This window comes from Microbacterium indicum DSM 19969, assembly GCF_000422385.1.
Taxonomy (GTDB): domain Bacteria; phylum Actinomycetota; class Actinomycetes; order Actinomycetales; family Microbacteriaceae; genus Microbacterium; species Microbacterium indicum.
Genome location: NZ_AULR01000001.1, coordinates 291,614 through 310,993 on the forward strand (window position 1 = coordinate 291,614; position 19,380 = coordinate 310,993).

Annotated in this window: 16 protein-coding genes; 6 read left to right on the forward strand and 10 right to left on the reverse strand. The window is 71.4% G+C overall.

Features of this window, described 5'->3' with window-relative positions; all coding sequences use genetic code 11:
• The first annotated feature begins 4 nt into the window (after positions 1-4).
• The 6 genes from H576_RS0101355 (at position 5) to H576_RS0101380 (ending at position 6,742) form a co-directional block, all read left to right on the forward strand.
• Positions 5-1,030, forward strand: a complete 1,026-nt coding sequence (locus H576_RS0101355; RefSeq protein ID WP_029149417.1) for an aliphatic sulfonate ABC transporter substrate-binding protein — start codon at positions 5-7, stop codon at positions 1,028-1,030.
• Positions 1,027-1,818 (forward strand): ABC transporter permease, encoded by a 792-nt coding sequence (locus H576_RS0101360; RefSeq protein ID WP_029149418.1) that lies wholly within the window; start codon positions 1,027-1,029, stop codon positions 1,816-1,818. The genes H576_RS0101355 and H576_RS0101360 overlap by 4 nt, the downstream gene beginning before the upstream one ends.
• The gene (gene acs, locus H576_RS0101365; RefSeq protein ID WP_036318603.1) at positions 1,818-3,803 is read left to right on the forward strand and encodes an acetate--CoA ligase; all 1,986 of its coding nucleotides are present in this window, start codon (positions 1,818-1,820) and stop codon (positions 3,801-3,803) included. Before H576_RS0101360 ends, acs begins: the two co-directional genes overlap by 1 nt.
• A complete protein-coding gene (locus H576_RS0101370) occupies positions 3,800-5,134 on the forward strand; it encodes an O-acetylhomoserine aminocarboxypropyltransferase/cysteine synthase family protein (RefSeq protein WP_029149420.1) in 1,335 nt (444 codons plus the stop codon). Before acs ends, H576_RS0101370 begins: the two co-directional genes overlap by 4 nt.
• On the forward strand, positions 5,131-5,706 hold the full coding sequence (locus tag H576_RS0101375; RefSeq protein ID WP_029149421.1) for a CoA-binding protein: 576 nt from the start codon (positions 5,131-5,133) through the stop codon (positions 5,704-5,706). The genes H576_RS0101370 and H576_RS0101375 overlap by 4 nt, the downstream gene beginning before the upstream one ends.
• A gap of 139 nt (positions 5,707-5,845) precedes the next feature.
• A complete protein-coding gene (locus tag H576_RS0101380) occupies positions 5,846-6,742 on the forward strand; it encodes a dihydrodipicolinate synthase family protein (RefSeq protein WP_029149422.1) in 897 nt (298 codons plus the stop codon).
• A gap of 1 nt (position 6,743) precedes the next feature.
• On the opposite strand, the gene galE is transcribed toward H576_RS0101380, so the two are convergent.
• The 10 genes from galE to H576_RS0101430 all read right to left on the reverse strand — a co-directional run bounded on the left by galE (position 6,744) and on the right by H576_RS0101430 (position 19,329).
• Entirely contained in the window at positions 6,744-7,763 is a 1,020-nt protein-coding gene (gene galE / locus H576_RS0101385) for a UDP-glucose 4-epimerase GalE (protein ID WP_029149423.1), read from the reverse strand.
• Positions 7,764-7,767: 4 nt separating this feature from the next.
• Entirely contained in the window at positions 7,768-8,430 is a 663-nt protein-coding gene (locus tag H576_RS0101390; RefSeq protein ID WP_029149424.1) for a thymidine kinase, read from the reverse strand.
• Between the two features lie 46 nt (positions 8,431-8,476).
• Complete coding sequence (mqo, locus tag H576_RS0101395) at positions 8,477-9,922, reverse strand: malate dehydrogenase (quinone) (RefSeq protein ID WP_029149425.1); 1,446 nt, start codon at positions 9,920-9,922, stop codon at positions 8,477-8,479.
• Positions 9,923-10,003: 81 nt separating this feature from the next.
• Positions 10,004-11,074, reverse strand: coding sequence for an aspartate-semialdehyde dehydrogenase (locus H576_RS0101400; RefSeq protein WP_029149426.1), 1,071 nt, complete (start codon positions 11,072-11,074; stop codon positions 10,004-10,006).
• A 111-nt stretch (positions 11,075-11,185) separates the two neighbouring features.
• Positions 11,186-11,629 carry a GNAT family N-acetyltransferase gene (locus tag H576_RS0101405; RefSeq protein ID WP_029149427.1) on the reverse strand — a complete coding sequence of 148 codons (444 nt, stop codon included), beginning with the start codon at positions 11,627-11,629 and terminating at the stop codon, positions 11,186-11,188.
• A gap of 4 nt (positions 11,630-11,633) precedes the next feature.
• Positions 11,634-12,938, reverse strand: coding sequence for an aspartate kinase (locus H576_RS0101410; RefSeq protein ID WP_029149428.1), 1,305 nt, complete (start codon positions 12,936-12,938; stop codon positions 11,634-11,636).
• A gap of 74 nt (positions 12,939-13,012) precedes the next feature.
• The gene (gene recR, locus H576_RS0101415) at positions 13,013-13,606 is read right to left on the reverse strand and encodes a recombination mediator RecR (protein WP_029149429.1); all 594 of its coding nucleotides are present in this window, start codon (positions 13,604-13,606) and stop codon (positions 13,013-13,015) included.
• Between the two features lie 18 nt (positions 13,607-13,624).
• Positions 13,625-15,952, reverse strand: coding sequence for a DNA polymerase III subunit gamma and tau (locus tag H576_RS0101420; protein WP_029149430.1), 2,328 nt, complete (start codon positions 15,950-15,952; stop codon positions 13,625-13,627).
• 90 nt (positions 15,953-16,042) lie between these two features.
• The gene (locus H576_RS13915; protein WP_036318608.1) at positions 16,043-18,571 is read right to left on the reverse strand and encodes a glycoside hydrolase family 65 protein; all 2,529 of its coding nucleotides are present in this window, start codon (positions 18,569-18,571) and stop codon (positions 16,043-16,045) included.
• Positions 18,568-19,329, reverse strand: coding sequence for an HAD family hydrolase (locus tag H576_RS0101430; RefSeq protein ID WP_029149431.1), 762 nt, complete (start codon positions 19,327-19,329; stop codon positions 18,568-18,570). The genes H576_RS13915 and H576_RS0101430 overlap by 4 nt, the downstream gene beginning before the upstream one ends.
• Positions 19,330-19,380 lie beyond the last annotated feature (51 nt).

Here is a 19,380-nt window from a genome sequence, read left to right on the forward strand (position 1 = left end):
CACCATGAGCATCATCGCCCGCCGCCTCGTTCCCGCGACCGCCGTCGCCGGGGTGATGGCGCTCATGGCCACCGGCTGCGTCGCGGGCGAGGGCTCCTCGGACGCGTCGACGGCGGAGGGATCCGAGTGGTCGACCTCGACCCTCTCGATCGACTGGGCCACGTACAACCCCCTGAGCCTCGTCGTGCGCGACCAGGGCCTCATCGAGGACGCGCTGGGCGACTCCGTGGACGTCGAGTGGGTGCAGTCGGCCGGCAGCAACAAGGCCAACGAGTTCCTGCGATCCGGATCCGCCGACGTCGCGTCGACAGCGGGATCCGCCGCGCTCCTCGCCCGCGCGAACGGGTCGCCCATCAAGGTCATCGACATCTACTCGCAGCCCGAGTGGTCTGCCCTCGTCGTCGGCCCCGACAGCGACATCGCGAGCGTCGCCGACCTCGAGGGCAGGACGATCGCCGCAACGACGGGCACCGACCCGTACTTCTTCCTTCTGCAGGCGCTCGAGGAGGCCGGCCTCTCGGCCGACGACGTCGAGATCCAGAACCTCCAGCACGCCGACGGCCGGGCGGCGCTCGATCAGGGATCCGTCGACGCATGGTCGGGCCTCGACCCGATCATGGCCGCCGCCGAGGTCGAGTCGGGCGACGAGCTGCTCTACCGCAACGTCGACTTCAACACCTACGGCTTCCTCAACGCGACCGAGGAGTTCGTCACCGACCACGCCGACGTCGCGCAGGTCGTCGTCGACGCGTACGAGGAGGCGCGCACGTGGGCGCTCGCCCACCCCGAAGACACGGCGCAGCTCCTCGCCGACGCCGCGGGCATCGACATCGACGTCGCGAAGCTCGTCATCGACGAGCGCTCGAACCTCGACGTGTCCGGCGTCCCCGGCGACGACCAGCTCGCCGTCCTCGAGAAGATCGCCCCCGTGATCGCCGACTCCGGCGATGTCCAGGGCGGCCAGGACGCCATCGACGAGGCGCTCGACACGATCATCGACGACGAGTTCGCGGCGAAGGCGACCGAGTGACGCAGGTCGCGACAGGACGCGACGCTCCCCTCCTCTCGCGAGGGTGGGCGAGGGTCGCGGGCGGCCTCGCGCTGCCTGTCGTCATCGTGGCCGTCTGGGCCGCCGTGACGGGATCCGGGCTTGTGCCCCCGTACCGCCTTCCCACCCCGTGGGCCGTCGTCCAGGCGGGCGCCGACCTCGCCGCGGGCGGCGACCTCTGGCTCCACATCGCGATCTCGACGCAGCGCGTCGTCGTCGGCTTCGCCTTCGGCGCCGTCATCGGCCTCGCGATCGCCGCGATCGTCGGCCTCTCGCGCCTCGGGTCCGTCCTCCTCAGCCCCACCCTCGTGGCGCTGCGGGCCGTGCCGTCGCTCGCCTGGGTGCCGCTCCTGATCCTGTGGTTCCAGATCGGCGAGGAATCGAAGATCATCCTCATCGCGATCGGCGCCTTCTTCCCCGTCTACACGACGGTCGCCGACGCGCTGCGCCACGTCGACGCGCAGCTCGTCGAGGCGGGGCGCTCCTTCGGGCTGCGCGCGTGGAGCCTCTTCCGTACCGTCCAGCTGCCCGCCGTCGTGCCGTCGATCGTGTCGGGCCTCCGCCTCGCCCTCGCGCAGGCGTGGCTGTTCCTCGTGGCCGCCGAGCTCATCGCGTCGTCGATGGGCCTCGGCTGGCTGCTCAACGATTCACAGACGAACGGGCGGGTCGACCGGATCCTGCTCGCCATCGTGCTGCTCGCGCTGCTCGGCACCCTGACGAACGCGATCCTCGTCGTCGCCGAGCGCGCCCTGCTCAGGAGGTGGGTGTGATGGCCGAGGCCAGACTGATCGAGAACCGCGTCTTCGCGCCGCCGGCGGGCTTCGCCGCGCAGGCGAACGTCGGGCCCGAGATCTACGACGAGGCGGCCGCGGATCCCGTGGCCTTCTGGGAGCGGGCCGCGTCGCGGCTCGACTGGGCCTCGCCGTGGGAGACCGCGCACACCTGGGATCCGCCCGTCGAGACGGCGGACGGGCTCTCGATCCCCCGCGCCACGTGGTTCGCGGGCGGCCGGCTCAACGCGGCGTACAACTGCGTCGACCGGCACGTCGTCGCGGGCCGCGGGGACAAGGTCGCGCTCTTCTTCGAGGGCGAGCCCGGCGACCGCGAGGCCGTGACCTACGCCGACCTGCAGCGCCGCGTCTCGCGCGCCGCGAACGGGCTGCTCTCCCTCGGGATCGGTCCGGGCGACCGCGTCGTCGTGTACCTGCCCGTGCTCGTCGAGACGGTCGTCATCGCGCTCGCCTGCGCGCGGATCGGCGCCGTGCACTCGCTCGTCTTCGGCGGCTTCTCGGCCGAGGCCGTGCGCTTCCGCCTCGAGGACACGGGGGCCAAGCTCCTCGTCACGACCGACGGCCAGAACCGCCGGGGCAAGCCCGTCGAGGTCAAGTCGGCAGCCGACGAGGCGGCGCGCGACCTGCCCGATCTCGAGCACGTCCTCGTCGTGCGCCGCACGGGCCAGGACGTCCCGTGGACAGCGGGCCGCGATGTGTGGTGGCACGACGTCGTCGACGCCGCTTCCCCCGAGCACGAGGCACAGGCCTTCGACGCCGAGCATCCGCTGTTCATCATCTACACCTCGGGCACGACGGGGAAGCCCAAGGGGCTCGTGCACACGACAGGCGGCTACCTGACGCACGCGTCCTGGGCGCACTGGGCCCACTTCGACGCCAAGCCCGACGACGTCCACTGGTGCACGGCCGACCTCGCGTGGGTCACGGCGCACACCTACGAGATCTACGGCCCGCTGTCGAACGGCCTGACCCAGGTGATCTACGAGGGCACGCCCGACGCCCCGCACCGCGAGCGGCACCTCGAGATCATCGAGCGCTATGGCGTCACGGTCTACTACACGGCGCCGACGCTCATCCGCACCTTCATGACGTGGTGGGGCGACCGGATCCCCGACGGCCACGACATCTCGACGCTGCGCCTGCTCGGCACGGTCGGCGAGGCGATCAACCCCGAGGCGTGGATCTGGTTCCGCGAGAACCATGGGCGCGGCGAGCTGCCGATCATCGACACCTGGTGGCAGTCCGAGACGGGCGCCGCCATGATCGTCCCGCTCCCCGGCGTCACGCCGCTCAAGCCCGGATCCGCGACCGTCGCCCTGCCCGGGACCGACGTCGCGGTCGTCGACGAGCAGGGCGAGCCCGTCGCCCCGGGCCGCGCCGGGACGCTCGTCGTGCGCCGCCCCTGGCCCGGCATGGCCCGCACGGTGTGGGGGAACGCCGAGCGATACCGCGACTCGTACTGGGCGCCGTACGCCGGGAAGGGCGAGTTCGGCGCGTACTACGTGGCGGGCGACGGGGCGACAATCGACGACGACGGGTGCATCTGGATCCTCGGCCGCCTCGACGACGTCGTGAACGTCTCGGGCCACCGCCTCTCGACGATCGAGATCGAGTCGTCGCTCGTCGCGCACGCCGCCGTCGGCGAGGCCGGGGTCGCGGGGGTCACGGATCCCGTCACGGGGCAGGCCGTCGCTGCGTTCGTCGTCGACGGCGCCGCCGGATCCGCCGATCACGACGAGCTCCGGCGGCAGGTGGCGCGCGACATCGGGCCGATCGCCAAGCCGAAGCACATCGTGCGCGTGCCCGAGCTGCCGAAGACCCGATCGGGCAAGATCATGAGACGCCTCCTCGCCCAGCTGTGGCACGGCGACGAGCTCGGAGACACCACCAGCCTGCAGAATCCGTGGGCGGTCGACGGCGTGCGCGACGCGATCGCGGCCGCCCGGGAGAAGGAGAACGCATGAGCGACCATCAGTTCGGCTTCCGCACCCGCGCGCTGCACGCGGGTGGAACGCCCGACGCGACGACGGGCGCGCGGGCCGTTCCGATCTACCAGACGACCTCGTTCGTGTTCGACGATGCGAAGGACGCCGCCAACCTCTTCGCGCTGCAGAAGTACGGCAACATCTACTCCCGCATCGGCAACCCGACCGTCGCGGCGCTCGAGGAGCGCCTAGCATCGCTCGAGGGCGGGATCGGGGCCGTCGCGACCGCCTCGGGCATGAGCGCCGAGTTCATCACCTTCGCGGCGCTCGTCGGCCAGGGCGACCACGTCGTCGCGTCGTCGCAGCTCTACGGCGGCACCGTCACGCAGCTCGACGTCACGCTCCGCCGCTTCGGCGTCGACACGACCTTCGTCGCGAGCTCCGATCCCGAGGAGTTCCGCCGCGCGATCCGCCCGAACACGAAGGTCGTCTACACCGAGGCGATCGGCAACCCGAGCGGCGAGATCGCCGACATCGCGGGCCTCGCCGCCGTCGCGCACGACGCCGGGATCCCCCTGGTCGTCGACGCGACCCTCGCGACCCCCTACCTGTCGCGGCCCATCGAGCACGGCGCCGACATCGTGATCCACTCGGTCACGAAGTTCCTCGGCGGTCACGGCACGACGCTCGGCGGCGTCGTCGTCGAGGCCGGCACCTTCGACTGGGGGAACGGGAAGTTCCCGGCGATGACCGAACCCGTCGAGTCGTACGGCGGGATCCGGTGGTGGGACAACTTCGGCGAGTACGGGTTCCTCACGAAGCTGCGCAGCGAGCAGCTGCGCGACATCGGCCCGGCGCTCAGCCCGCAGTCGGCGTTCAACCTCCTGCAGGGCGTCGAGACGCTCCCCCAGCGCGTCGACGCGCACATCGCCAACGCGCGCGTCGTGGCCGAGTGGCTCTCGTCGGATCCGCGCGTCTCGTTCGTCACCTGGGCCGGCCTCGAGGGGCACCCCCACTTCGAACGCGCGCAGACCTACTTCCCGCTCGGGCCCGGATCCGTGTTCGCCTTCGGGGTGAAGCCCGCCGGCGACTTCGCCTCCGAGGACGAGCGCCTCGTCGCCGCCCGCGGCACGGGCGAGCGGGTCATCGAGCAGCTGCAGCTCGCGTCGCACCTCGCGAACATCGGCGACGCGCGTACGCTCGTGATCCACCCCGCCTCCACGACGCACCAGCAGCTCAGCCCCGAGCAGCTCGCCGCGGCGGGCGTGCCGGCCGACCTCATCCGGATCTCGGTCGGGCTCGAGGATCCGGAGGACATCCTGTGGGACCTCGATCAGGCCCTCACGGCCGCGACGGGAGAGACGCGATGAGCGACGGAGCATCCTGCGAGATCCCGGCCCCCGCGGAGAACGCGGGCGTCGTCGCCTGCGAGCTGCCGCGGGCAGCGCCTCCCGGCCGCACGTGGCAGGGTCCGAGCGCCGGAGAGCGCCTCGGGATCCTCCGCCGCACGACGTCGATCGCGATCGTCGGCGCATCGAACAACCCCGCCCGCGCGAGCTACTTCGTCGGGACCTACCTGCTGTCGAGCTCGCCCTTCGAGGTGTACTTCGTGAACCCGCGCGAGAAGCAGATCCTCGGCCGACCCGCGTACGCGTCGCTGAGGGATCTGCCGGTCGTGCCGGATCTCGTCGACGTGTTCCGCCGCCACGACGACCTGCCCGGCGTGGCCCGCGAGGCCGTCGAGGTCGGCGCGAAGACGCTGTGGCTGCAGCTCGGGTCGTGGAACGAGGAGGCCGCGGAGATCGCGGAGGACGGCGGCCTGTCGGTCGTCATGGACCGGTGCGTGAAGATCGAGCACGCGCGCTTCCACGGCGGGCTGCACCTCGCGGGCTTCAACACCGGGGTCGTCTCCTCGAAGCGCCAGCGGGTCGTCGCCCGGTAGCCCGTCGCACGACTACGGCAGAACTCGACCCACCCGGCCCACACCCCGGCGTGTCGGGGCCCGGGACCGATTTCTGCCGTACTCGTGCCCGGGAGGCCGGCCGGGGGTGCATGCGCACGGATGGATATACGCTGAACGCATGCAGTTCACCGGGCTGAGCGCGTTCCCCCTGACACCCCTCGCCGACGACTCGGTCGACCTCGACGCGTTCCGCCGCATCGTGGCGCGCATCGCCGCGAGCGGCGTCGACTCGGTCACGGCGCTCGGATCCACGGGGTCGTACGCCTATCTCGACCGCGCCGAGCGGGCCGACGTCGTCCGCGCCGCCGTCGCCGAGGCGGGCGACGTCCCCGTCTACGCCGGCATCGGCGCCCTCCGCACCAAGCACGTCGTCGAGCACGCCGCCGACGCCCAGGAGGCCGGGGCGCAGGGCCTCCTGCTCGCCCCCGTGAGCTACCAGCCGCTGACCGACGACGAGGTCTTCGCGCTCTTCCACGACGTCAGCCGCAGCACCGACCTCCCCCTCGTCGTCTACGACAACCCCCGCACGACGCGCTTCGAGTTCTCGCTCGACCTCTACGGGCGCATCGCCGAGCTGCCGAACGTCGCGTCGATCAAGATCCCCGGCGTCCCGACCGACCCGTGGGCCGCCCGCGCGCACGTCGGGCGGATCCGCGGCGTCCTCCCGTCGCAGGTCACGATCGGCGTCTCGGGCGACGCGTTCGCCGCGCCTGGCCTCCAGGCCGGCTGCGACGCCTGGTACTCGGTCATCGCGGGCACGATCCCGGCGCCCGCCGTTCGGATCGTCGAGTCTGCGCGACAGGACGACTTCGAGGCCGCCCGCGCCGAGTCGGATCGCCTTCAGCCCCTCTGGGACCTGTTCGCCGAGGTCGGCGGCGGGATCCGCGTCATGGCTGCGATCGCGGAGCAGGCCAGCTGGGCCCGCCCCGATTCGCTCCCGCGCCCCGTCCAGGGCCTCGACGACGATCAGCGCGCGCGGCTCGCCCGGGTCACCGAGGAGCTCGCGCTGATCTGACTCAGCCGGCGTACCCCGAGGGGTTCTTCTGCTGCCAGTTCCAGACCGACGCCGTCATGTCGTCGATCGTGCGGGTCGCCTTCCACCCGAGCTCGCGCTCGGCCTTCTCGGGCGAGCAGTACGTCGCGGCGAGGTCTCCGGCGCGGCGCGGCTTCACCGACTTGGGCAGCTCGTGCCCGACGGCGCGCTCGAACGACTCGATGAGCCCGCGCACCGACACGGGGTTGCCGGTCCCGAGGTTGTACGACGCGAGGCCCGGCTGCGCCTTCTCGAGCGCGGCGACGTGCCCCTCGGCGAGGTCGACGACGTGGATGTAGTCGCGCAGGCCCGTGCCGTCGGGGGTGTCGTAGTCGTCGCCGAAGATCCCGATCTCGGGCAGCGCGCCGACGGCCACGCGGGCGACGAAGGGCATGAGGTTGTTGGGGATCCCCTTCGGGTCCTCGCCGACGAGGCCCGACGCGTGCGCCCCGACGGGGTTGAAGTAGCGCAGCAGCGTGACGTTGACCTCGGGGTTGACGGCCTGGATGTCGGTGAGCGCGACCTCGTTCATGAGCTTCGACTTCGAGTACGGGTTCGACAGCTCGACGAGGTTGCGGGTCGCCTCCTCGGTGAACGGCAGGTCGGCCGGGTCGGAGTACACCGTGCCCGTCGACGAGAACACGAAGGAGCGGATCCCCCGGGCGAGCCCGACGCGCAGGAGCGCGTAGGTCGTGTCGAGGTTGTTGGCGTAGTACTCGAGCGGCTTCGCGACCGACTCGCCGACGGCCTTGAGCGCGGCGAAGTGGATGATCGCGTCGAACGGCCCATGCGCGTCGAACGCCGACTCGACGACCTCGTCGTCGGCGGCGTCGCCCGTGATGAGCGGCACGCGCGTTCCCGTGATCTCGGCGATGCGGTCGGTGACGACGTCGCTCGTGTTCGACAGATCGTCGAGGAGGACGGGTTCGTGCCCGGCCTCCAGAAGAGCGATCGCGGTGTGGGTTCCGATGTATCCGGCGCCGCCGGCGAGAAGAACGCGCATGCCCTCAGTTTAGGGGTGCGAGCCTTCCGCCCGATTCCTCGAGGTAGCAGGATCCGCAGAGCGATTCGTAGGTCACGAAGTGGTCGTCGCGCACGCTGGCCGTCGCGGCGTCGATCGCGACCTGGTCGCCGTCGAACACGAATCGCCCGCCGATCAGGCGTCCGTTGAACAGCGCCTTCCGGCCGCAGCGGCAGATCGTCTTGAGCTCCTCGAGCGTGTGCGCGATCTCGAGGAGCCGCCCGGATCCGGGGAACGCCTCGGTCTGGAAGTCGGTGCGGATCCCGTAGGCCATGACGGGGATCCCGTCCTCGACCGCGATGCGGAAGAGGTCGTCGATCTGGGCCCGCGTGAGGAACTGCGCCTCGTCGACGAGGAGGCACGCGACGTCGGTGACGCGGCCCGAGGGGAACAGCTCGTCGCGCCCGGCCCGCACGTCGGCGCGCCGGCGAGCGAACAGCTCGCGCGCGTCGTCCTCGGGCCCGATGAGGAAGTCGACGGCGCGGGTGACGCCGAGGCGCGACTCGATCTCGCCGGCGCCCTTCGTGTCGATCTCGGGCTTCGCGAGCAGCACGGCCTGGCCGCGCTCCTCGTAGTTGTACGCCGCCTGCAGGAGCGCGGTCGACTTTCCCGAGTTCATCGCCCCATAGCGGAAGTACAGCTTGGCCACCGCAACAGCGTAGTTCAGGTCGCGCCGGGCCGGCGCGGCGCGCGGATCAGGCGTCGATCGAGAGCGCGGAGGCCGTCGTGGCCATCGTCTGCTGCGCGAGCGCCGCGTCGGCGTTGAGCTCCTGCCCCAGCGTCGGGATCAGCGCCGCGAGCTTCGGCCGCCATGCGTCGGCGTGCTCGGGGAAGCAGGTCTCGAGCAGGTTCAGCATGATCGGCACGGCCGTCGAGGCGCCCGGGGACGCCCCGAGGAGGCCCGAGATGGATCCGTCGGCCGACGAGACGACCTCGGTGCCGAACTGCAGCTTGCCGCCCTTCATGACCTGCGCGCGCTGACCCGCCTGGATCAGCTCCCAGTCGTCGCCGTCGACCGTCGGCATGAACTCACGGAGGCTCGCGATCTTGCCCGCGCGGCTCTTCATGAGCTCGCTCAGGAGGTACTTCACGAGGCTGAGGTTCGTGACGGCGACTTTGAGCATCGAGCCGATGTTGCCGAAGCGCACCTGCGAGACGATGTCGGTCCAGCGACCCGTCTTGAGGAACTTCGGGCTGAACGTCGCGTAGGGCCCGAACATGAGCGAGGCCTCGCCGTCGACGCGCCGGGCGTCGAGGTGCGGCACCGACATGGGCGGGGCGCCGACGGCGGCCTGCGAGTACACCTTCGCGTCGTGCTGCGCGACGAGCTCGGGCTTCGACGTGCGCAGGAACTGCCCGCCGATCGGAAAGACGCCGTATCCCTTGATCTCGGGGATCCCCGACGACTGCAGGAGCTTGATCGCCCATCCGCCTGCGCCGACGAAGACGAACTTCGCGTTGATGCGGCCCGGCGTGCCTCCGATACGGTTGCGGTAGCGGACCTGCCAGGATCCGTCCTTCTGGCGCTTGAGGCGGCGTACCTCGGTGCTGCGGCGCAGCTCGACGCCGTTCTCGACCAGGTGGTCGAACAGCTGGTGCGTCACGGCGCCGAAGTCGACGTCGGTGCCCGCGGGTGTGCGCGTCGCCGCGAACGGCTCGCCCTTCTTCCGCTGCTTCATGAGCAGCGGCGCCCACTGGTTGATGACGCGCGAGTCCTCGCTGTATTCGATGCCCGCGAAGAGCGGCTGACGGCTGAGCGTCTCGTATCGCCGCTTGAGGTACGCGACGTCGTGCTCGCCGCGCACGAAGGTCATGTGCGGCGTCGAGTTGATGAACGTCGACGCCTCGTCGAGGATCCCCCGCTCGATGAGCGAGGACCACAGCTGGCGGCTGACCTGGAACTGCTCGTTGATGCTGACGGCCTTCGCGGGGTCCTCCGCGTCGGGCATGTAGTTCAGCTCGCAGAGCGCCGAGTGGCCGGTGCCCGCGTTGTTCCACGGGTTCGAGCTCTCCTGCGCCACGTCGTCGAGCCGCTCGAAGGCGACGATCTTCCAGTCGGGCTGCAGCTCCTTCAGCAGGGTGCCGAGGGTGGCCGACATGACTCCCCCGCCGATGAGGACGACGTCAACGGTTTCACTCACGATGCTCAACCCTACCCCCGCGCGACCGGCCGCTTTCTGCGCGTCCGACCCGCAAGAAACGGGGTTCTTATGCGTTCGCGATCACGCGGCGGCGAGGCGCTTCGACGCGATGATCTCGGCGATCTGGATCGTGTTGAGCGCGGCGCCCTTGCGGAGGTTGTCGTTCGAGATGAACAGCACGAGGCCCTTGTCGTCCGGGACCGACTGGTCCTGGCGGATGCGGCCGACGTAGCTCGGGTCCTGACCGGCGGCTTGGAGGGGCGTCGGCACCTCCTCGAGCTTCACGCCGGGCGCCGATGCGAGGATCTCGCGGGCGCGATCGGCGGTGATGGCGTCGCGGAACTCGGCGTTGATCGACAGCGAGTGGCCCGAGAAGACGGGGACGCGCACGCAGGTGCCCGCGACGCGCAGGTCGGGCAGCTCGAGGATCTTGCGGCTCTCGTTGCGGAGCTTCTGCTCCTCGTCGGTCTCGTTGGACCCGTCGTCGACGAGGTTGCCCGCGAAGGGCAGGACGTCGAACGCGATGGGCGCGACGTAGTTCTCGGGCTGCGGGAAGTCGATCGCGGATCCGTCGTGCGTGAGCTTCTCGATGCCGCCCTGCGCGACGGCCGCCTCGACCTGGCCCGCGAGCTCGGCGACGCCGCTGAGGCCCGATCCCGAGACGGCCTGGTAGGTCGAGACGATGAGCCGCTCGAGGCCGGCCTCGGCGTCGAGCGCCTTGAGCACCGGCATGGCCGCCATCGTCGTGCAGTTGGGGTTCGCGATGATGCCGTTCGCGGCCTGGTCGATCGCGTGCGGGTTGACCTCGCTGACGACGAGGGGGATCTCGGGGTCCTTGCGCCACGCGCTCGAGTTGTCGACCACGAGGGCGCCGGCCGCGGCGAAGCGGGGTGCGTGCTCGCGCGACGCCGTGGCGCCGGCGGAGAAGAGTGCGATGTCGATGCCGCCGAGGTCGGTCGAGTTCACGTCCTCGACGATGACGGTCTGCCCCTGGTACTCGAGCGCCTTGCCCGCCGAGCGCGGCGACGCGAAGAGGCGCAGCTCGCGGATCGGGAACGACCGCTCGTTCAGGATCTCGAGCATCTTGCCGCCGACCTGGCCGGTGGCGCCGACGACGGCGAGAGAGACTCCGGAGTCAGAGAAGCTGGTCATGCGGGATCCTTGCGTTGCGGTACCGAGGGGATGGCCATGATCCTACCGGCGCGCGGCGCAGTCATCCCGCCAGATGTCGCCCCGTTCCGGACGCCTCGGGCGGTCTGGGCGTCAGACGGCCGAGACGTAGGTGACGAACGGGACGGCGCCGGCCACGCGGTCGTAGAGGCGCCGCGCGTCGGCGTTGGTCTCGGAGGTGATCCACCGGACCTCCAGGAGGCCCTCCTCGGCCGCGATCGCGCGCAGGTGCTCGATGAGCGCCGAGCCGGCGCCGCTCCCCCGCGTTGCGGGATCGGTGAACAGGTCGTCGAGGAAGATCGCCGCGCCGCCGCGCGACGGTCGCGCGAACCGGCGCCAGTCGGCGATCGCGATCACCTCGCCGTCCGACTCGGCGACGGCGCACTCGAGCTCGTGCGTCGGATCCGCGATCCACGACCAGACCGTGCGCGCGACCTCGTCGGACCGCTCCATGCCGTAGAAGTCTCGATACCCGTGGAAGAGCTCGGTCCACCGCGCCTCGTCCGCGCGCGCGACGGCGCGGACCGTCGTCGCCACGGCGTCAGCGGCCGGAGCCGGCGTAGACCGTCGCCTCGATGTCGCCGTCGAGGCCGTACGCCGTGTGGACGGCGCGAGCGGCGCCGTCGAGGTCGGTGTCGCGCAGGATCACCGAGATGCGGATCTCGGAGGTCGAGATCATCTCGATGTTGATGCCGTTGCTGCTCAGCGCGTCGAACAGCGTGAGCGAGACGCCCGAGTGGGCGCGCATTCCGGCGCCGACGACCGAGAGCTTGCCGACCTGGTCGTCGTGCACGATGCTCTCGAAGCCGATCTCGGCCTGCTCGGCCTGCAGCTGCTTCGCGACGTCGCTGCCCTGCTCCTTCGGGAGCGTGAACGAGATGTCGGTGCGGCCGCGGCTCGCCGACTGCACGTTCTGGACGATCATGTCGATGTTCGCGCCGGTCTTCGAGACGCGGCTGAAGACCGCGGCGGCCGACCCCGGGACGTCGGGGACGCCGACGACCGTGATCTTCGCCTGGCTGCGGTCGATCGCCACACCGGTGACGACGGGCTCTTCCTTGCCGATGACGTCGGACATGTCTTCTCCCTTGGCGGCGCGAGGATCCTGCATGCCCTCGCCGAGAACGTAGGTGCCCTCGTTCGACGTGAAGGTCGAACGGGCGTGGATGAGGACCTTGTGGCGGCGCGCGTACTCGACGGCGCGGATGTAGAGCACCTTGGCGCCGTTGGCGGCGAGCTCGAGCATCTCGTCGGCGTCGACCACGTCGAGCTTGCGTGCGAGCGGCACGACGCGCGGATCGCACGTGAAGACGCCGTCGACGTCGCTGTAGATCTCGCAGACGTCGGCGCGGAGCGCGGCGGCGAGCGCGACGGCGGTCGTGTCGGATCCGCCGCGGCCGAGCGTCGTGATGTCGCGGGTGTCGCGGTTGAACCCCTGGAACCCGGCGACGATGACGATCGCGCCCTCGTCGAGCGCCTCGCGCAGGCGCACGGGCGTGACGTCGACGATGCGCGCCGAGCCGTGGTCGGCGGTCGTGATCATGCCCGCCTGGCTGCCCGTGAAGGAGCGCGCCTCGTAGCCCATCGACTGGATCGACATCGCGAGGAGCGCCATCGAGATCCGCTCGCCGCTCGAGAGGAGCATGTCGAGCTCGCGCGGCGCCGGCGTGGGCGCGACGTCGTGCGCGAGGTCGAGCAGCTCGTCGGTCGTGTCGCCCATGGCGCTGACGGCGACGACGACGTCGTTGCCGGCCCGGCGCGTGTCGACGATGCGCTTCGCGACGCGCTTGATGCTCTCGGCATCGGCGACGCTCGAACCGCCGAACTTCTGCACGATCAATGCCACTGTTGTGCTCCCGGATGCTGCGGAGGGCTGGTCACGCCCGACACCCCAGCCTAGGGCGTCGGACCATGTGCTTCCTACGCGCGGCGGCGCCCCTCGAAGGCCCGGCCCAGCGTGATCTCGTCGGCGTACTCGAGGTCGCCGCCCACCGGCAGACCAGAGGCGAGGCGCGTGATCGAGATCTCCATGGAGCCGAGGAGCCTGCTGAGGTACGCGGCGGTCGCCTCGCCCTCGAGGTTGGGGTTGGTCGCGAGGATGACCTCCTGCACGGTGCCGTCGGACAGGCGCGTCATGAGCTGGCGGATCCGCAGCTCGTCGGGGCCGATGCCCGCGATGGGGCTGATCGCGCCGCCGAGCACGTGGTACAGGCCCTTGAACTCGCGCGTGCGCTCGATCGCCGCGACGTCCTTCGCGTCCTCGACGACGCAGATCAGCGACTGGTCGCGCTTCGGGTCGCGGCACACGGCGCACAGCTCGGCCTCGGACACGTTGCCGCACCTCTCGCAGAACCGCACCCGCTCGCGCACCTCGCTCAGGAGGGCGGCGAGGCGCGAGACGTCGAAGGAGGGCGTCTGCAGGATGTGGAACGCGATGCGCTGCGCCGACTTGGGCCCGACGCCGGGCAGGCGGCCGAGCTCGTCGATCAGGTCCTGGACGATGCCGTCATACAACATGTGCTGTCTCGCTCATCATTGGAACCGCGTGGGCGGCTCGTAGGTCTCTTCGTGGAGGAATCGGGCGCCGAGCTTCTGCCGGACGACGGCCTCGCCGTATCGCTGCACGCCCTCGTCGAGGCGCACCTGGCGCGCCTGCACCGTGGGCTGGGGCTCGGGCGCGGCGTGCGGCGGCTCGTAGTCGTCGAGCGGCGGCTCGTCGTCGGCGGGCGGCGGCACCTCGTCGGTCACCTGGCCGTCGAGGATCGGCGCGGCCGCGCGCGCCGCCTGCGGGATCTCGGCCTCGGCCGGATCCTCGTCGACGGCGAGTCCGGTCGGCGGGGCGAACGCCGCGGGGGCCGCGGGTGCCTGCGGCGCGGGGGCCGGAGCCGCGGGAGCCGCGACGCGCGCCGCCGGCTGCGGCTCCGGCTCGGACTGCGGCTCCGGCTCGGAGTCTGACGACGCGGGGATCGACGCGACGGCCCAGTCGCTGACCGGGCCCGCCGGCTCGGGGTCGTCGGGCGGCGCGGGCTTGTCGTCGGACGGCGCCGCGGGCGCGGCCTGATGCTGCGCCGGGACGTGACGCGCGAGGTACTTCACGCGGACGCCGACCGTCTTCTGGATCGCGGTGCGCAGATCCTCGCTGACGCCGGATCCGTCGGGCCCGCGCGTCTTGAACTTGCCGAGGTCGGCCTCGTTCGTGAACGCGAGCGCGAGCACGTCGTCGTCGAACATCGCGACGGTCGCCGACTGCATGACGAGCCACGAGGAGCGGTCGATCTGCGCGAGCGCGTCGAGGATCTGCGGCCAGGCGGCGCGCATCGACTCGAGAGTCGGCGCCTCCTGCGCGGCGGGGCTCGGCGCCTCGTCGGCGGCCGCCGGTGCCGGTTCCTGCTGGCTCGGCGCCGCCGTCGCCCACGCCGCGGCGGGGCGGTCGTCGTCGGCGATCGCCCCGGGCGCGGGTGCGAGGGGCTCGACGGGCGCGGCCGCGTGCGGTTCGGCCGCGGGACGCGGATCGGCCGGTGCGGGTGCGGCAGCCGGGGCCGGCTCCACCGCGGCGGGCGCGGCGGTCCGCGGCGCGGCGACAGGGGCCGCCGCAGGCGGCGCCGCGACCGGAGCTGGGGCCGCAGCAGGCGGCGCCGCGACCGGAGCTGCGGCCGCAGTCGCGGCAGGCGGCGCGGCGACCGGAGCGGGAGCGGGTGCCGACGGCGCGGCCTGAGCCGGGCGCGGGGCCGCCGGGGCGCCTGCCGAGACGGACGCCCCGGCGTCGGCCGTGAGAACCCGCGCGGTCATGAGCTCGAGGTGGAGGCGCGGCGACGTAGCCCCCGCCATCGCGTCGAGCGCCGCGCTCACGACGTCGGCGGTGTGCGAGAGGCGCGCGGTTCCGTAGACCTCGGCCTGGTGCTGCATGCGCTCGAGTTCGTCGCGCGGCAGGCCGCGCAGGACGGCCGACGCCTGCTCCCCCGTCGCCGCGATGACGATGAGGTCGCGCAGCCGCTCGAGCAGATCGTCGACGAAGCGCCGCGGATCCTGGCCCGACTGCACGACGCTGTCGATCGCGGAGAACGCGGCGCCGGCGTCGCGCGCGGAGAACGCGCCGATGACGTCGTCGAGCAGCTCGCCCGGCGTGTACCCGAGGAGCGCGACCGCGCGCTGATACGAGATCCCCTGGCCCTCGGAGCCCGCGATCAGCTGATCGAGGATCGACAGGGTGTCGCGCGGCGAGCCCGCGCCGGCCCGCACGACGAGCGGCAGGACGCCGGGCTCGGGCGCGATGCCCTCCTGGGCGCACAGCTGCTCGACGTACTCGAGCATCGCGGCGGGCGGCACGAGCCGGAACGGGTAGTGGTGCGTGCGCGAGCGGATCGTGCCGATGACCTTCTCGGGCTCGGTCGTCGCGAAGATGAACTTGACGTGCGGCGGCGGCTCCTCGACGAGCTTCAGCAGAGCGTTGAAGCCGCCCGAGGTGACCATATGCGCCTCGTCGATGATGAACACCTTGAAGCGGTCGCGCGCGGGCGCGAAGATCGCCCGCTCCCGCAGGTCGCGCGCGTCGTCGACGCCGCCGTGGCTCGCCGCGTCGATCTCGATCACGTCGAGGGATCCGCCGCCGCCGCGCGCCAGTTCGACGCAGCTCTCGCACGTGCCGCACGGGGTGTCGGTCGGCCCCTGGGCGCAGTTCAGGCAGCGCGCGAGAATGCGGGCCGACGTGGTCTTTCCGCAGCCGCGCGGGCCCGAGAACAGGTAGGCGTGGCCGACCCTGTCTGAGCGCAGCGCCGTCATGAGCGGCTCGGTCACCTGGGACTGGCCGATCATCTCGGCGAAGTTCTCGGGCCGGTAGCGGCGATACAGGGCTGTGCTCACGCCTCCAACCCTACGGGCCGCCTCCGACAAACGGACCGGGCGCCCTGAGCACCCGGTCGGCGTCCGCCCCGCGAGGGGCGGATCCGTCGGTCAGACCTCGGCCTGCGCCGTGGCGTCGTCGCTGTCGGTGATCACGGTGATCGGCGTGGTCGGCGACGCCGTCGGCACCTGCGGCTCGGGCGTCGAGCCGTCCTCGCGCATGTGGTCGGTCTTCGCGCGCGGGCGCCCCGGGACGACGGGGCCCTGCCCGTCGAGCGGCACGACGACCGTCTCGCCGGGCGCAACCGTGTGCTTCGCCCCGCGCACCTCGAACGGCACGTCGACGGATCCCTCGCCCGCCGCGATCCGGATCTCGTCCTGGCGCACCGTGACGCGCAGCTGCGTGCCCTCCCACGCGATCGGGAAGGAGAGCTCGGGCCACGACGCGGGAAGGCGCGGGTCGAACGTCAGGAACCCGCCGTGATCCCGCATGCCGCCGAACCCGTTGGCGAGGGTCATCCAGGTGCCGCCCGCCGAGGCGATGTGGACGCCGTCGGACGAGTTGCGGTGCAGGTTCGCGAGGTCGACGTACAGGGCGTGGGTGAAGTACTCGAGCGCCAGATCCTGGTACCCGACCTCGGCCGCCATGATCGACTGGACGACCGCCGACAGCGTCGAGTCGCCCGTCGTCAGCGGGTCGTAGTAGTCGAAGTCGCGTCGCTTCTCGGCCGCTGTGAAGACCCCGCCCTGGAGGAACTCGGCCAGCACGACGTCGGCCTGCTTGAGCACCTGGAAGCGGTAGATCACGAGCGGGTGGAAGTGCAGCATGAGCGGCAGCTGATCGGCCGGGGTGTTCTCGAGATCCCACATCTCGCGCTCGAGGAAGAGCGAGTCCTGCGGGTGGATCTCGGCGCCCTCGCTGTACGGGATGTCCATCGCGTCGCCCGCGCGCTCCCAGCCCTCGGGCTCGTCGGGCGTCACGCCCAGGCGGTCGACCATCGCGCGGTACGCCTCGGGGACCGTGCGGGCCATCTCGCGCACGACGTACGCCGCGGCGCGCAGGTTGAAGCGCGCCATGACGTTCGTGAAGAGGTTGTCGTTCACGACCGTCGTGTACTCGTCCGGACCCGTCACGCCGTGGATGTGGAACGACTCGCCCTCGTCGCCCATGCGCCAGAACCCGAGCGTGCTCCACAGCCGCGCCGTCTCGACCAGCAGGTCGACGCCCGCGTTCGCCATGAAGTCGGTGTCGCCCGTCGCCCGCACGTACTTCACGACGGCGTAGGCGACGTCGGCGTTGATGTGGTACTGCGCCGTTCCGGCCGCGTAGTATGCCGAGGCCTCCTCGCCGTTGATCGTGCGCCACGGGATCAGGGCCCCGCCCTCGCTCATCTCGGCGGCGCGGCGGCGGGCGGCGGGAAGCATCGCGACGCGCGAGCGCAGCGCGTTCCGCGCCCAGATCGGCGTCGTGTACGCGAGCATCGGGAGCACGTAGATGTCGGTGTCCCAGAAGTAGTGCCCGCTGTATCCGGATCCCGTGAGCCCCTTGGCGGGGACCCCGAGGCCGTCGGCGCGGGCCGACGCCATCGCGACCTGCAGGAGGCACCAGCGCACCGCCTGCTGCGTCGCGTCGTCGCCGGGGATCCGCACGTCGGTGCGCTCCCAGAACCCGTCGAGCCACGCGCGCTGGCGCTCGATGTGGTCCTGCATGCTCGTGCGCTTCGCCCGGTCGAGCGTGCGGCGGGCGCGGTCGATGAGCTCGGACGCCGGCACGCTCCGCGACGTGTGGTAGCTCACGAACTTCGTGACGGTCGTCGGCACGCCCGCACGGGCGTCGACCCGGAAGACGTTCTTCGCGAGGTCGGGCTCGACGAGGCCGCGGGCCTCGTACTCGTTCTCGGTGTCGACCTCGTGATCCGCGACGACGCCGATCGTCATGCCGCTCGACGCCGTCTGGTACGACAGCGCCGACCGGGTTCCCGACTGCCAGTACTCCTGAGGGACGAGCACGCGCCCCTCGACGGCCTCCGCCTTGCGCGGGTCGTCGACGGCCGCCTTCGCCGCCTCGCGCTTCGCGGCCTGGGGCCGGCCGCCGTAGACGTCCTCGCCGTCCTGACGGTTGATGAGGTGGCACGCGATCGCCACGGGAGCGTCGGCGTTGAGCACCGTCACGGTCATCTGCAGAACCGCGAGGTGGCGGTCCTGGAACGAGATCATGCGCCGCGACTCGAGCAGGACGTCCTTGCCCGAGGAGGTGACCCAGCGGATCCGGCGGTTCTGCGTCGCGTCGCGGAAGTCGAGCGTGCGCTCGTACTCGGGCATCTCGGCGAGGTCGATCGACATCGGCTCGTCGTCGACGTAGACCCGCATGACCTTCGCGTCGGGGACGTTGACGATCGTCTGGCCCACCTCGGCGAATCCGTATGCGGCCTCGGCGTGGCGGATCGGGAACGTCTCGTGGAACCCGTTGATGAAGGTGCCGTCCTCGTAGGCGCTGCGGCCCTCCGAGAAGTTGCAGCGCATGCCGAGGTAGCCGTTGCCGATCGCGAAGGAGGTCTCGGTCACCCCGAGGTCGTCGCCGCTGTAGTGGCGTTCGACGAGCCGCCAGGGGTCGACGGGGAAGCGTTCGCGATCGATCATGCGGGGTTCTCCTCCAGGAGGTCGGCGAGGTCGGTGACGACGAGGGTGGCTCCGGCGTCGAGGAGCGCTGACGCGCCGGCGCCGCGGTCGACGCCGATGACGAGGCCGAAGCGCCCGGCGGATCCCGCGGCGACGCCCGAGATCGCGTCCTCGACGACGACGGTGCGGGCGGGATCGGTCCCGACCTCGCGCGCGCCCTCGAGGAACGCGTCGGGGGCGGGCTTCGACGGCAGGCCCTTCTCCTCCGAGACGACGCCGTCGACGATCACCGGGAAGAGGTCGATGATCCCCGCGGCCTCGAGGACGGGGCGGGCGTTCTTCGAGCTCGAGACGATCCCGATCGGCACGCCCGCCTCGATGAGCAGGCGCACGACCTCGAGGGATCCGGGGTACGGGTCGATCCCGTCGTCGGCGAGGACGCGTATGAAGACCGTGTTCTTGCGGTTTCCGATGCCGCACACCGTGTCGAGCGACGGGTCGTCGCCCGGCTCGCCCCACGGCACCTCGATGTCGCGGCTGCGCAGCAGCGAGGCGACGCCGTCGTAGCGGCGCTTGCCGTCGAGGTGGTCGAAGTAGTCGGCGTCGGAGTAGGCGGGGCTCACGTCCCACTGCGCGAACAGCTCGGTGAACATCGTCTTCCACGCGCGCATGTGGACCTCGGCCGTCGGCGTGACGACGCCGTCGAGGTCGAACAGCACGGCGTCGAAGCCTGCCAGCTGCGGTGCGCGTGTCTCGAGAAGGGCGGGGGTGTCGGTCACAGCGATCTCCGATGCGTGCGGGGAGCCGGGTCACCGTCACACTAGCGCGAC

Coding starts and splice junctions, on each gene's coding strand:
- H576_RS0101355 (WP_029149417.1), top strand. CDS start 5: ATGAGCATCATCGCCCGCCGCCTCGTTCCCGCGACCGCCGTCGCCGGG.
- acs (WP_036318603.1), top strand. CDS start 1,818: ATGGCCGAGGCCAGACTGATCGAGAACCGCGTCTTCGCGCCGCCGGCG.
- H576_RS0101370 (WP_029149420.1), top strand. CDS start 3,800: ATGAGCGACCATCAGTTCGGCTTCCGCACCCGCGCGCTGCACGCGGGT.
- H576_RS0101375 (WP_029149421.1), top strand. CDS start 5,131: ATGAGCGACGGAGCATCCTGCGAGATCCCGGCCCCCGCGGAGAACGCG.
- H576_RS0101380 (WP_029149422.1), top strand. CDS start 5,846: ATGCAGTTCACCGGGCTGAGCGCGTTCCCCCTGACACCCCTCGCCGAC.
- galE (WP_029149423.1), bottom strand. CDS start 7,763: ATGCGCGTTCTTCTCGCCGGCGGCGCCGGATACATCGGAACCCACACC.
- H576_RS0101400 (WP_029149426.1), bottom strand. CDS start 11,074: ATGACCAGCTTCTCTGACTCCGGAGTCTCTCTCGCCGTCGTCGGCGCC.
- H576_RS13915 (WP_036318608.1), bottom strand. CDS start 18,571: ATGATCGATCGCGAACGCTTCCCCGTCGACCCCTGGCGGCTCGTCGAA.